Genomic DNA, 13,216 nt, shown 5'->3' on the forward strand with positions numbered 1-13,216 from the left:
TGAGGGATATTGACGGAACCGTGGCGAGCCTGTCAACATCATTAATGCTCAAAACACGTCATAAGATCGCAAATGAGGGAGAGAATGCAGTCCGCCAAGCTAGTCACATCGCACCCGCTGCGTGGTTTTGAGGGATTCCTGCGTCGATCCGGCCGGCTTTGCCCGACCTTCGCTGCCTTGTGTAACGCGTCTGCTTGCGTGCGGGCCAAGGCTGGTTACATCATTTCACATCAGAATCGCGGCTGCGGCTGAGCGGTTTTCAGGAACTGGTTCGGAGCTGCGTGATTTTGATGCTTGCGATGAGGTGCTCGACGTGCGGTCAACCCTGACAGACATAGCCCGGGAAGCCGGCGTTTCTCCCGCCACGGTCGACCGTGTGCTCAACAACCGGCCGGGGGTGCGGGCCCGCACCCGCGAGATCGTCATCGAGATGGCGCAGCGCCTTGGCTACATTGCCGAGAGCCCGAACGGCACGCCGCAACGATCCGTGCCGGGCCAGACGATCAGGCTCGACTTCGCGCTGCCCGCCGGCACCAACTCCTTCATCAAGCTGCTGCATCGTCACATCGAGGCCCAGGCACTGACACGGCCCGACCTCGATGTCCGCGTGACGACGATCGAGGGTTTCAATCCCGACCGGCTCGCCCGCCTGCTGCAGGACCTGCACGGCCAGACGCAAGGCGTCGGCGTTATCGCGCTCGACCATCCGACGGTGCGCGAGGCGATCCGCTCGCTGTCGGCGAGCGACATCAAGGTCGTCACCATCGCCTCCGACATCCTGCATGTGCCGAGGGTCGCCTATATCGGCATCGACAACCGCGCCGCGGGTCGGCTGGCCGGCTACCTGCTCAACCGCTTCATGGGCGCCGGGCGGCCGGGCAAGGTGGCGCTGTTCGCCGGCTCGCTTGCCTATCGCGGCCATGAGGAGCGCGAGATGGGCTTCCGTCACATCCTCGCGGAGGAATCCCCCAACCTCGAAATCGTCGAGATGCGCGAGATGCTCGACGACCGCGAGAAGGCCTATTCGGAGGCCTCCGCCTTGCTCGAGCGCCATCCCGACCTCGCCGCCATCTACAATGTCGGCGCCGGCAACACCGGCATCGCCCGCGCGCTCAAGGAACGCGGCCGCGCGAGGGAGATCCTCTTCCTCGGCCATGAGGTGACCGACGGCACCAAGGAGCTTCTGCTCGACGGCACGCTGGATGCGGTGATCGACCAGAACCCGCGCGTCGAGGCGCGCGAGGCGCTCAACATCCTGTCCCACGCCGTCAGGGGATTGCCCTACGAGTTGCACCAGCCGCGGCTGCAGGTGATCTTTCGCGAGAGCATCCCGGAGATTTGACCGGGCTCGGCACGAGACCTTGAAGTGCGGCATCAAGCTGCGATCAGCACCGTGCTCTCCGGAGACCAGAGCAACACCACTTCCTGGCCTTCGGCAAGCCGCTCGGCGCCGGTGTTCTGAACAATGACCTTGAGTGTCTGGCCGTCGCGATCGACAAAGTAGGTGCTGTTGTTGCCCGCGAAGATGCGCTTGGACACCTGCCCCTTGAGCATGTTGGTATCGACCTGATCGTGGCCTTTCGCGATGGTCGAAATTTGGATGCGCTCTGGCCGCACGGCGCAGCTCGCCTTGGCGCCAGCGGCGAGCTTTGCGCCCGCTCCCGCGGCGATCGCGGTGCCATCGGGGAGTCGGATGCCGGCGCCGGTCGCGTCGCCGCGAAAGATGTTGGCGTCGCCGAGGAAGGTCGCGGCGAATTCGCTTTGCGGCCGGTCGTAGATCTCCTCCGGCGGCCCTTCCTGCACCAGCCTGCCGTCGCGCAATATGCCGATGCGGTCGCTCATCGTCAGCGCTTCTTCCTGGTCGTGCGTGACGAAAATCGTGGTGATGCCGATCTCGCGCTGGATGCGCTTCAGTTCGATCTGCATGTCGACGCGCAGCGCCTTGTCGAGCGCGCCGAGCGGCTCGTCGAGCAAGAGCACGCGCGGCTTGGTGACGATGGCGCGCGCCAGCGCCACGCGCTGGCGCTGGCCGCCGGAGAGCTGGTGCGGACGGCGGGTGCCGAGCTTGCCGAGCTGCACGAGATCGAGCGCGCGCTGCACTTCCGCAGCGATCGTCGCCTTCGGCTCACCGCGCACCGACAGCCCGAACGCGACATTGTCGGCGGCGCTCATGTTGGGAAACAGCGCGTAGTTCTGGAACACCATGCCGATGCGCCGCTTCTCGACCGGCACCCGTTCGACGCTTTCGCCGCCGATGGCGATGCGGCCGGCGTCGGGGAAGTCGAAGCCGGCGATCTGGCGCAGCAGCGTGGTCTTGCCGCTGCCGGAAGGCCCGAGCAGCGCGTAGAAACCGCCGTCGGCGAAATCGATCGAGACGTCGTCCAGCGCCTTGTGCGCGCCAAAACTGCGCGAGACGTTCGCTACCTGAACGCCTGCCATTATTTCTCTCCGCCGAATTTGAAGAAGCGTGCTGTGAGCAGCATCAGCGCCATCGACACCACGATGATGATGGTCGAGACCGCGTTGATCTCGGGCGTGAAGCCTTTGCGGATCGCGGCATAGATTTCGACCGGCAGCGTCGTCTGGCCGGGCGTCGACAGAAAGTATGAGACCACGAACTGGTCGAAGGAGACCGCGAAGGCGAACAGCCCGCCGGCAATGACGCCGGGCATGATCCAGGGCAGCGTGACGCGGTGCGTCACCTGCCACTGATTGGCGCCGAGCGAACGCGCCGCCTCCTCCAGTTCCGGCGCGAAGGTCTGCAGCCGCGCGGACACGACGACGATCACATAAGGCAGCGCCAGCGCGACATGGCCGAGCAGGATGGCGACCAGCCCGCGGCCGATGCCGATGCCGAAGAAGAAGATCAGCATCGCCGTGCCGGTGATCAGCCAGGGAATGGCGATCGGCGGAAAGAGCAGCGCCTGCAGGAGCTTCTTGCCGCGGAATTCATAGCGGTAGAGCGCCAGCGAAGCCATCGAGCCCAGCACCGTGCTGATGAAGGTGGTGATCACCGCGATCTCGATGCTGTTCCAGGTCGCCGCGATCAGTTGGTCGTTCTGCCAGAGCGAGGCGTACCAGTCCGTCGTCCATTCGAACGGCAATTGATAGAAAGGCGATGCGTTGAACGACATCAGCGCCATGATGATGATCGGCAGGTAGAGGAAGGCGAGCAGCAGGAAGATGTAAAAGCGGCCGAGCCATTCGAGAATGCGCGTCGTCGCCATCAGCCGGCCCTCCGCAAGACCGGCGCGGCTAAAGCCAGGATGATTAGCACGACGGCAAGCAGGATGAAGGACAACGCCGCGCCAAGCGGCCAGTTGAAGACGGCGACGAACTGGTCCTCGATGATGGTGCCGTAGAACGTGCCGGTGCGGCCGCCGAGGATGCGCGGCTCCATGAAGGAGCCGACGACCGGCACGAAGATCAGCGCAGCACCCGCGATCAGACCGGGCATCGACAGCGGGATGATCACCCGCTTGAGCACCTGAAACCGCGAGGCGCCAAGCGAGCGCCCGGCCTCGATCAGCGAGTCGTCGATCGCCTGCAGCGTGAGGTAGCAGGTGAGCACCATGTAGGGCACATAGGAGTGCACCAACCCGATGATGACGGCCGGATAGGAATACATGAGATCGATGTTGATTTTGAACGGCAGCACGGCATTCAGCGTCGTGTCGAGAATGCCGCCCTCGCGCAGCACCATCGCCCAAGAGAAGATGCGCACCAGCCCGTTCGACCAGAACGGCAGAATGATGAGCAGGAAGATCGCCTCGCGGCTGCGCCCCTTGAGCACCTTGGCCAGCACATAGGCCGCCGGATAGCCGATGACGACGCACCACAGCGTCACCTCGAGCCCGAGACGCAGTGAAGCGAGGAGGAGCGTCAGGTAAAGGCCCTGCGAGAAGAAGGCCGTGTAGTTGCCGAGCGTGAACGCCCACTCCTTCTCCGCCAGCGGCAGGTCGGTCATGAAGGAGAAGAAGACCATGGCCGACAGCGGCAGGAAGATCGCCACCGTCAGCCACAGATAGGCAGGAAGGAGAAGCGGCAGGGCGGGCTTGAGTCCACGGCGCGAGCCGGTCGCAAGCTGGTCAGCCATGATGCCTCTCCTCCCCGAAAGACGCCTGTTACTTCACGTTGACCTTCAGCTCTTGCCACAGCGCCAGGTATTTTTCACGCTGCTCATCCGTGATCGGCGCCTGGAACTGGATGCGCTTGGCGACCTCGGGGTTGCCCATGACCTTGCGGTTGAAGGCATCCTCAGGCAGCGTCTCGACCGCCTTGGTGTTGGCCGAGACCGGAGCGCCGACCTTGGTGACCCATTCGACGTAGAATTTCGGGTCGATCATGTAGTTGATGAAGGCTTCGGCGCCGGCGACGTTCTTGGAACCGGCCGGGATCGAGAAGGCGTCGAGCCAGGCGACCGCGCCCTCCTGCGGAATGACCAGCGAGACCGGCAGCTTGAAATGCGTCTTGGCGCGGTCGGCCGAGCCGCTCCAGTAGGTGCCGATGTCGATCTGGTTGGAGGCGACCATCTGGTTCCAGTCGTTCTCGGAGCTCCAGAAGGTCTTGATCTGCGGCATCAGCGAGGTGAGCTTCGCCTTGACGGCTTCCATGTCCTTGATGTCGTTAATGTTCTGGCCGCTGGCAATGGCGCCGAACTGCACCGCCTCGACGGCGTCGTCACGGATGATGACGCGGCCCTTGTGCGCGGGATCCCACATTTCGGCGATGCTCGTCGGCGGCTTGTCGAAGGATTTTTCGTTGATGGCGACCGCGGTCAGACCCCAGACCCACGGCACGCCATAGACCTTGCCGTCATGGTTGAGCATCGGCGAGTTGGCCTTGTCCTTGGCGATGTCGGCGTAGTTGGAGAGCTTCGACGCATCGATCGGCTGGATCAGCTTGCCGGCCATCGCCTGGTCGTTGAAGGCGGCATTGATCATGACGACGTCGTAAAGGCCGGGATTGGTCCTCAGCTTGGTCAGCATCTCCTGCTCGGAGTTGAAGAAGTCGTTGACAACCTTGAAACCCGTCGCCTTCTCGAAATCGGCAACCGCCCATGGCTCGTCGGCGCCGTAGCCCTTCCAGTTGAGCACATGCACTTCTTCGGCGGCCTGGGCGGCCAAGGCTGAAACGAAGACGGCCGTCGCCGTCAGAAAAGCGGTCAGTCTGGGCATGCACATGTTTTCTTTCCTCTCATTGTTTGCCCGGTTTGAGGGCTTGTTAAGTTGTGGCCTCTTGTTCCCGGCCATGCGCGGCCGCCGCCTGCCCGCGCTGGATCAGGAATTCCTGTATTTCCCGGTCCGTCGGCGCCGACGATCCGCCATGGCGGGTGACCGAAAGCGCAGCCGCCGCGTTGGCGTAACGCGCCGCTTCGCAAGGCGGCATGCCGCGCGACAGGCCGCTCACGAAGGCACCGATGTGGGTGTCGCCGGCACCATTGGTATCGACCGCGGGGACCTCGAAGCCGGGTATGGCGCGCGTGCCGCCATCGGCCAGACGCACCAGGCAGCCCTGCGCGCCGGCGCGGATAACGACGCCGGCCGCCTTCGGGCAGTGCTCGGCGAGCAGCCGGATGGCTACCGTCTGGGCGTCGCCCGAACCGGCGATCTCGGCGGCCTCGTCAGCGTTGCAACTGAGCCAGGTCGTGCACGCCAACACCCTGTCCAGGATCGGGCGGGGAATGTCCGCTATCACCGGCGTCGGATCGAAGACGAAGGGAACTTCCGCCGGCAGCGCCTCGATCCAGCCGGCGAGCGCATCGCGGCTGCCGGGATAGCTCAGCGTATAGCCGGAAGCGAAAACCCAGTCCCCTGGCGTGACTTCGACCGGAACCATCACGTCGAGCGTGAGCACGCTCTCGGCGCCCGGCCATGAGACAAAGGTCCGTTCGGCGTCGCCACTGATCATGGCGACGCAATTGCCGCTATCCATCAAGGGCGACGGCGGCGTCAGCGTGTCGATGCCTTCCGCAGCAAATGCCGCGCGCAGGAAATCGCCGTCGGGCCCTGTGCCCAGTTGCCCGCCGAACACCACCTTCATGGCGGTGCGGCTTGCCGCGACCATCATGTTGAAGCCGCCGCCGGCGACCCGGGCGTAGCTCGTCGCGGTCTTTTCCGTGCCGGGGGCCGGCAAGGCGTCGATGCGGTAGACATAGTCCACCACGGCGCTGCCGACATGAACGAGCCGCGCGCTCATGCGGCAGCCTCCTTGCCGGAGCCAGCCTTCGCGTTTCGTGCGGCGACCAGATCAGCAGCCAGCGCGCGAACCTCGGCGAGGTCGATGCCCTTCAGCCTGGCGATGCGCCCCTGCGGCAGGCATGACAGGCCGGAACAGGCGCCTGCCATGCCGGCGGCGATGGCGCCGATCGTGTCGGTGTCGCCGCCGAGATTGGCGCTGATGACGGCCGCCCGCCACGCATCGCCCTGCGCCACCTCCAGCACGGCGAACGCAGCCGGAACCGATTCCTGGCTGGCGACGCCGGTGCCGATCAGATCGACGATCAGCCGGATCGCCTCTTTCTCCGCCTTGCCGCGCACCAGTTTCTGCGCCCAGGCGATCCGCGCGGCGATGTCGCCGCCGGTGACCCAATGCCCGAGCGTTGCCCCCCGCCGCGCCGCCGCGACGGCCCGGTCGGACGCCACGCGCCAGTCGCTGCCGGCAACACCGCTGCTGACGGCTGCCGCGACCGCGGCGGCCGAAGCAATGGCGATCGACGTGTTATGCGTGGCGCGACAGGCTTCCGCGGCCTTGGCGACCAGCGCGTCGAGCGGCTCCGGTGGCATCATGATGCCGACCGGCGCGATGCGCATCGCCGCGCCATTGGTGTCGCCGCTACTTCCGGCTTGCTCGGGCGGTACGCCGTCATTGATGGCGTCTATGGCGCGCTTGGTCGACGGGCCGAGCAGATCGTAGCTGCCGCGCGCCTTGACGTCGCGCTCCCAGTCGAGCAGCGCGTTGACCCAGCGCGCGTGATCGAAACGATCGCCGGAACTGACCAGGATGCGGCCAAGCAGCAGCGCCTGCTCCGTGTCATCGGTGATGGCGCCAGCCGGCAGCCCCTTCGACACCGGATGATCGGCGGACGGCGCGACGAAGTCTTCGACATGGCCGTAGAGCTCGGCGATACGGGTGGGCGACAGAAGCTGCGTCGGCATGCCCAGCGCATCGCCCAGCGCCCCGCCGATCAGCGCGCCCATTGCCCGGTCGATCGCCTCAGCCGCCATGCTCAGAACTCCAGATGAAGCGCGAAATGCGCCGGGTTGAGCAGGCTGGTGACGAATTCGATGGCACGTCCGTCGGCGGCGCGCGTCAGGCGCCGCGTCCTGAGGAATGGCGTGCCCGGCGCGCAATCGAGGACAGCGGCATCGGCGGCGCTCAGCATCTCGATGTCGGCCCATTCCTCGCCATGGTCGGGCACCAGCCCTGCTCCGCGCAGCGTCTGGTGCAGCGAGCCTTCCCGAAGTCCGCGCAGCGGCACGTCCTCCAACTCGGGCGACAGCGGCAGCCGGCTGCGCTCGATCGAAATGGCATGGCCGTCATCGGCATTGGTACGGACACGGTCGACGGCGATGAAGGACCGGTTCTCGACACCGAGTTTTGCCGCGAGTTCGGCGTCCTCAATAATCTCGAGCCTCAACGTTCGGGTCTCGGCATTGGCGCCTGCATTGGCAAGCGCGCGCGACCAGCCGATCGCGTCATCGACCGGCATGCCGTCGAAGGTAACGAAGGAGCCGATGCCGACCTTGGTGGTGATGAGCCCGCGGCTGGAAAGCTCTTCCAGCCCTTTGCGGACCGTATTGCGGCTGACTGAGAAGCGCTGCACGAGCTCGTTCTCGCTCTGCAGGCGGTCGCCGAAGCCGAGCATGCCGGAGCGGATCTCATGCTCCAGAACCGTCGCGATCTGCTCGGGCTTGCCCGTGCCGGGAGTGAGCTGCGTAGCGCGACGGGTCATATCAATACCTGTTCAATGAACCTGTATAATCCTGTTCAATATTGCATTTGAGAGACGGCGTCAATCGCGAAGAAATCCGGAGAGACGGCAAACTTCGGTCCTGAATCAGGGTCAGCGTTCCTCCGGCGGCTTCAGCCGCCGGAATTGCATCAGCAAGAGCAGATCGTACAAAATCTTCAGCGCACCGCAGATGAGCAAAGGCCATGCTCGGAACGAGGCAGCGAAGAGAGCGCCTGCCAGGACAGGGCTGACCGAGGCGGCCAGGCTGCGCGGCACCGACGTGAAGCTCGCGGCCGCCGCGCGCTCCGCCTCCGTAACGACGGCCATTACGTAGGACGAGCGCGTCGGCACGTCCATCTGCGACAGCGCAGCCCGGATCAATAGGAAGACAAGCGCCATGGGCAGTGTCGGTGCCAGTGCCGCCAACATCAGAGCGATGCTGGACGGAATGTGCGTGAATACCATCGTGTTGATCAGCCCGATGCGTCGCGAAAGCCGAGCGGCCACAGGGAACGAGAATGCCGATAGCGCGCCCGACCAGAAGAAGAAAACACCTGCCTGCGAAAGCGAGAGGTCAAATCGGTCGAAAAGCCAAAGGGCGAGCAGAGATTGAACGACGAAGCCTCCCGCGAAGGCATCGAGGCTGAAAAGGGCCGCAAGCTTGAAAACGATATGGCGCGAAGGGCCGAGCGCGGCTGGCGGGCCGGCAACCGGTGCCGGGCGGTGTGGGATGCATGCGTAGAGCGAGCCACCGAGCAGACCGAGGAGCGCGTAAAGGACGAACATGGCCTTGATGCCGGCAAGTCGGTCCAGACCAGCCGGGGCCAAAAGGTCGGGTATCACTGAAGCAAGCCCACCTGTGGCACCCGCGAACGCGCCCACGAGGCTGTAGCGCGCGAACATCCTGGTACGCTCACGCTCGGTGACCTCGCGTGTGAGTACGGCGTGCTCCAACGGCACGAATACACTGACACTGCCGGCCGAGGGGTTGATCGTGCCGGCGAGAGCAACGACCAGAAGTAACGCATAATCATCTACGACGGCAAAGGCCACGCCGGTAGCAATCATCAAACCGGCCCCGGCCAGCAGCAGTTGACGGTGATCATGTCGGGCGCCAAGGAACCCGACATATATTGTCAGCAGCGCGGAACCGAGGAGCGATGCTGTCGCGATGACGCCGACCTGCAGGGGAGTAAATCCGAGGGCGAGCAGGTAGACCGGCAACAGCACGGCCACGAATCCGTCGCCAAAGTCCCGCAGAGCACGAGCAGCAAAGAGAAAAATCGTCGGATGGATCCGCTGCACCGATTTCGTCTCTCGACAGTTTGTCGCCAGCATCACCGTCAGGGCTTGTCACCCGGGCACGTAGCTGGAGCCGAGATATCATGCTGGAGGAGCGGCAAATGTGCCAGCGGTGAAATTGGCCGCCATCAAACGAAGAAGAACTCCTCGATGCGCTGTTTTGCACTGGTCAGCGCGGGCAGGATCTCGCGCTCCATCGCCTCGACCGAGAAGCGCGCCGACTGCGTCGAGACATTGATGGCCGCGACGGTGCGGCCGGCGCGGTCGCGGATCGGCACGGCGATCGAGCGCAGGCCGAGTTCCAGTTCCTCGTCGACAATGGAAAAACCGTCCGCCTTTGCCTTGTCGATAGCTTTGCCCAGCGCGGCACGGCTGGCGATCGTCTTCGGCGTCCGTCGCTCGATCTTTGCTTCGCCGAGGAAGCTTTTCAGTTCGTCCTTGCCAAGGCCGGCGAGCAGGACCCGCCCCATCGAGGTGCAGTGGGCCGGCAGCCTCGTGCCGACGTCGAGCGCGACACTCAAGATGCGGCGGCCGGGAATGCGCGCGACATAGACGACGTCCTCGCCCGACAGCACCGCCGCATTGCAGGCCTCGTCGAACCGACCCGCCACCTCGCGCATGATGGGTGTGGCGAAGGTCCACAGCGAGGCGCCGCTGAGCCAGGTTCGGGCGACGGTCAGAAGCCGCGGCGACAGCGAAAACAGCCGGCCCGATTGCGTCGCATAGCCGGCGGCTGCCAGCGTCAGCAGGAAGCGGCGGGCGCCGGCGCGCGTCAGGCCAGCTTCCTCGGCCATCTCGGTCAGCGTCATGCCGGCCGGATGCCGGGCGAGGATCTCCATCACCACCAGGCCGCGTTCCAGCGAGCCGACATGATCGCGCGACGTTGCTTCGTCTTCCACGTGCGTTTGACTCGGCGCAAAGGTTGGAGCTAAAAAGTATTCCATATTAAACATATGTTCGCAACGCGAACTTTTTCGCGGAACACCGGAGCCTGGACATGGTGAAGTTCGTGCCGCTGAAGGAGGCCGTCGCGCAGAATTTGCACGATGGCGACGCAGTCGCCTTCGAGGGCTTCACGCATCTGATCCCGACCGCCGCCGCACATGAAGCGATCCGCCAGGGTTTTCGCGACCTGACGCTTATCCGCATGACACCCGACCTGATCTACGACCAGATGATCGGCATGGGCATGGCGAGGAAGATCGTCTTCTCCTATGTTGGCAATCCTGGCGTCGGCCTGCTCAGGCGCGCCCGCGACGCCATCGAGAACGGTTTTCCGCGCGCGATCGAGGTCGAGGAGCACAGTCACGCCGGCATGGCCAACGCCTATGAGGCTGGGGCGGCCGGCCTGCCCTGCGCGGTGTTTCGCGGCTATCGCGGCGCGGGTCTTGCCGAGGTGAATCCGAACATCAAATCCGTCACCTGCCCGTTCACTGGCGAAGTTCTTGCCGCGGTTCCGGCGATCCGCCCCGACGTCACCTTCATCCACGCGCAGAAGGCCGACCGGAAGGGCAATGTGCTGGTCGAAGGCATCATCGGCATCCAGAAGGAGGCCGTGCTCGCGGCAAAGCGTGCCGTGGTGACCGTCGAGGAGGTGGTCGACAATTTCGACGATCTCCACCCCAATCTGACCGTGCTGCCGAGCTGGACCATCGCGGCGATCTCCGTCGTGCCCGGCGGCTCGCATCCCTCCTATACGCATGGTTATTACGAGCGCGACAACGCCGCCTATCTCGAATGGGACGAGATCGCCGCCGACCGCGACCGCTTCCAGGCATGGATGCAGAAGAACGTCATCGAGAGCAGCGCGGACGACTTCGCCGCCCGCGTCGAGCATCTGAGGAAAGCCGCATGAGCGACACCGAGGACTTGGGCTTCACCCCCAACGAGATGATGACGATCGCCGCCAGCCGTGCGCTGAAGAACGACGATGTCTGCTTCGTCGGCATCGGCGCGCCGTCGGCCGCCTGCAACGTCGCGCGGCTGACCCATGCGCCCGATATCACGCTGATCTACGAGAGCGGCACGATCGGCACCGCGCCTGACGTTTTGCCGCTGTCGATCGGCGACGGCGAATTGTGCGAGACGGCGGTGACCACCGTCGCGGTGCCGGAGATGTTTCGCTACTGGTTGCAGGGCGGCCGCATCTCCATAGGCTTCCTCGGTGCCGCTCAACTCGACAAGTTCGGCAATATCAACACCACCGTCATCGGCGACTACGCGCATCCGAAGACGCGGCTGCCCGGCGGCGGCGGCGCTCCGGAGATCGCCACCTCGTCGAGAGAGGTCTACATCACGATGGCGCAGTCGAAGCGCGGCATGGTCGAGAAGATCGACTTCTTCACCTCCTTCGGCCATGGCGAGGGCGGCGACCACCGCAAGCGCCTCGGCATCGACACGGCCGGTCCGACCTTGCTGATCACCGACCTCGCCGTCTGGAAGCCGGATCCCGTCACCAAGGAATTCACCGTCGTATCGGTGCATCCCGGCGTCACCCGCGAGCAGCTGCAGGCAACCTGTGGCTGGACAGTCAAGTTTGTGGAGGCCCTTGACGAGACGCCAGCGCCGACGGAACTCGAGCTGAAGACATTGCGCGACTTGCAGGCCCGCACCAAGGCCGCGCATGCGGGAACCGCCAAGGGGAAAGCTGCATAAATGACTGAAGCCTTCATCTGCGATTACATCCGAACGCCGATCGGCCGCTTCGGCGGTTCGCTGTCCTCGGTGCGAACCGATGATCTTGGCGCCATCCCGCTGAAGGCGTTAATCGAGCGCAATGCCGGCGTCGACTGGGCCGCGGTCGACGACGTCGTCTATGGCTGCGCCAACCAGGCCGGCGAGGACAACCGCAACGTCGCGCGCATGGCGCTGCTGCTTGCCGGCCTCCCCCAGGACATCCCCGGCTCGACCGTCAACCGGCTCTGCGGCTCGGGCATGGATGCCGTCACTATCGCCGTGCGCGCCATCAAGGCCGGCGAGGCCGAACTGATGATCGCTGGCGGCGTGGAATCGATGAGCCGCGCGCCCTTCGTCATGCCGAAGGCCGACAGCGCCTTCTCGCGCAATGCCGAGATTTACGACACCACGATCGGCTGGCGCTTCGTCAACCCGCTGATCAAGAAGCAGTACGGCGTCGATTCCATGCCCGAGACCGGCGGGAACGTCGCCGAGGATTTTTCAATCTCTCGTGCCGACCAGGATGCCTTCGCCGTACGCAGCCAGGACAAGGCCGTCGCTGCGCAAGCCAATGGCCGGCTGGCGAAGGAGATCACACCGGTGACGATCCCGCAGAAGAAGGGCGATCCGGTCGTGGTGGCGAAGGACGAGCATCCCCGCGCCGGCACGACTATCGAGGCGCTGGCCAAGCTGCCGACGCCGTTCCGCCAGGGCGGCACCGTCACCGCCGGCAATGCCTCCGGCGTCAATGACGGCGCGGCCGCGCTCATCATCGCTTCCGAAGCGGCGGCGAAGAAGCACGGCCTGACGCCGATCGCCCGCATCCTCGGTGGTGCTGTCGCCGGTGTCGCGCCGCGCATCATGGGCATCGGCCCGGCTCCGGCCACCAAGAAGCTCTGCACCCGTCTTGGTCTGACGCCGGACCGGTTCGATGTGATCGAGCTCAACGAAGCCTTCGCCTCGCAAGGTATCGCGGTGCTGCGAGAGCTCCGCATTGCCGAGGACGCCGCGCACGTCAATCCGAACGGCGGCGCCATCGCGCTCGGCCATCCGCTCGGCATGTCGGGCGCCCGCATTACCGGCACGGCGGCAGCTCGAGCTTCACGAGCGCGGCGGAGGCTATGCACTTGCCACGATGTGCATCGGTGTCGGCCAGGGTATTGCCATTGCGCTGGAGCGAATTTGATAGGCGCACGCCAGGGTGTGCCGAGATTCAGGTCAGGCCGAGCCGAAAATGGCGGGCTCCGAAAACCGGAGCGGAGCGTACTTAAAGTACGTGTTGGG

Annotated in this window: 12 protein-coding genes and 1 pseudogene; 4 read left to right on the forward strand and 9 right to left on the reverse strand. The window is 64.8% G+C overall.

What is annotated here, in order from left to right; all coding sequences use genetic code 11:
- The first annotated feature begins 313 nt into the window (after positions 1-313).
- Entirely contained in the window at positions 314-1,342 is a 1,029-nt protein-coding gene (locus tag EH240_RS03045) for a LacI family DNA-binding transcriptional regulator (RefSeq protein WP_124995933.1), read from the forward strand.
- Positions 1,343-1,374: 32 nt separating this feature from the next.
- Here EH240_RS03045 and EH240_RS03050 read toward each other — a convergent pair whose 3' ends face one another.
- The 9 genes from EH240_RS03050 to EH240_RS03090 all read right to left on the reverse strand — a co-directional run bounded on the left by EH240_RS03050 (position 1,375) and on the right by EH240_RS03090 (position 10,155).
- A complete protein-coding gene (locus EH240_RS03050) occupies positions 1,375-2,439 on the reverse strand; it encodes an ABC transporter ATP-binding protein (protein ID WP_124995934.1) in 1,065 nt (354 codons plus the stop codon).
- Entirely contained in the window at positions 2,439-3,227 is a 789-nt protein-coding gene (locus EH240_RS03055) for an ABC transporter permease (protein ID WP_124995935.1), read from the reverse strand. Before EH240_RS03055 ends, EH240_RS03050 begins: the two co-directional genes overlap by 1 nt.
- A complete protein-coding gene (locus tag EH240_RS03060; RefSeq protein WP_124995936.1) occupies positions 3,227-4,096 on the reverse strand; it encodes an ABC transporter permease in 870 nt (289 codons plus the stop codon). The genes EH240_RS03055 and EH240_RS03060 overlap by 1 nt, the downstream gene beginning before the upstream one ends.
- 28 nt (positions 4,097-4,124) lie before the next feature.
- The gene (locus EH240_RS03065) at positions 4,125-5,183 is read right to left on the reverse strand and encodes an ABC transporter substrate-binding protein (RefSeq protein WP_124995937.1); all 1,059 of its coding nucleotides are present in this window, start codon (positions 5,181-5,183) and stop codon (positions 4,125-4,127) included.
- A 40-nt stretch (positions 5,184-5,223) separates the two neighbouring features.
- Positions 5,224-6,198 carry a PfkB family carbohydrate kinase gene (locus EH240_RS03070; protein ID WP_124995938.1) on the reverse strand — a complete coding sequence of 325 codons (975 nt, stop codon included), beginning with the start codon at positions 6,196-6,198 and terminating at the stop codon, positions 5,224-5,226.
- The gene (locus EH240_RS03075) at positions 6,195-7,226 is read right to left on the reverse strand and encodes an ADP-ribosylglycohydrolase family protein (RefSeq protein ID WP_124995939.1); all 1,032 of its coding nucleotides are present in this window, start codon (positions 7,224-7,226) and stop codon (positions 6,195-6,197) included. The genes EH240_RS03070 and EH240_RS03075 overlap by 4 nt, the downstream gene beginning before the upstream one ends.
- A 2-nt stretch (positions 7,227-7,228) precedes the next feature.
- Positions 7,229-7,954, reverse strand: a complete 726-nt coding sequence (locus tag EH240_RS03080; RefSeq protein WP_124995940.1) for a GntR family transcriptional regulator — start codon at positions 7,952-7,954, stop codon at positions 7,229-7,231.
- Positions 7,955-8,065: 111 nt separating this feature from the next.
- The gene (locus EH240_RS03085; RefSeq protein ID WP_167483903.1) at positions 8,066-9,292 is read right to left on the reverse strand and encodes an MFS transporter; all 1,227 of its coding nucleotides are present in this window, start codon (positions 9,290-9,292) and stop codon (positions 8,066-8,068) included.
- A gap of 92 nt (positions 9,293-9,384) precedes the next feature.
- Complete coding sequence (locus EH240_RS03090; protein ID WP_124995941.1) at positions 9,385-10,155, reverse strand: IclR family transcriptional regulator domain-containing protein; 771 nt, start codon at positions 10,153-10,155, stop codon at positions 9,385-9,387.
- A gap of 98 nt (positions 10,156-10,253) precedes the next feature.
- On the opposite strand from EH240_RS03090, the gene EH240_RS03095 reads away from it, so the two are divergent.
- From EH240_RS03095 to pcaF, 3 genes and pseudogenes are all read left to right on the forward strand, one after another.
- Positions 10,254-11,111, forward strand: a complete 858-nt coding sequence (locus EH240_RS03095; RefSeq protein WP_124995942.1) for a CoA transferase subunit A — start codon at positions 10,254-10,256, stop codon at positions 11,109-11,111.
- On the forward strand, positions 11,108-11,911 hold the full coding sequence (locus tag EH240_RS03100; protein WP_124995943.1) for a CoA-transferase subunit beta: 804 nt from the start codon (positions 11,108-11,110) through the stop codon (positions 11,909-11,911). Before EH240_RS03095 ends, EH240_RS03100 begins: the two co-directional genes overlap by 4 nt.
- Positions 11,912-13,118 (forward strand): annotated as a pseudogene (pcaF, locus tag EH240_RS03105) (3-oxoadipyl-CoA thiolase). It begins immediately after the preceding gene.
- Positions 13,119-13,216: the final 98 nt, after the last annotated feature.

It is taken from the genome of Mesorhizobium tamadayense (assembly GCF_003863365.1).
Lineage (GTDB): Bacteria > Pseudomonadota > Alphaproteobacteria > Rhizobiales > Rhizobiaceae > Mesorhizobium > Mesorhizobium tamadayense.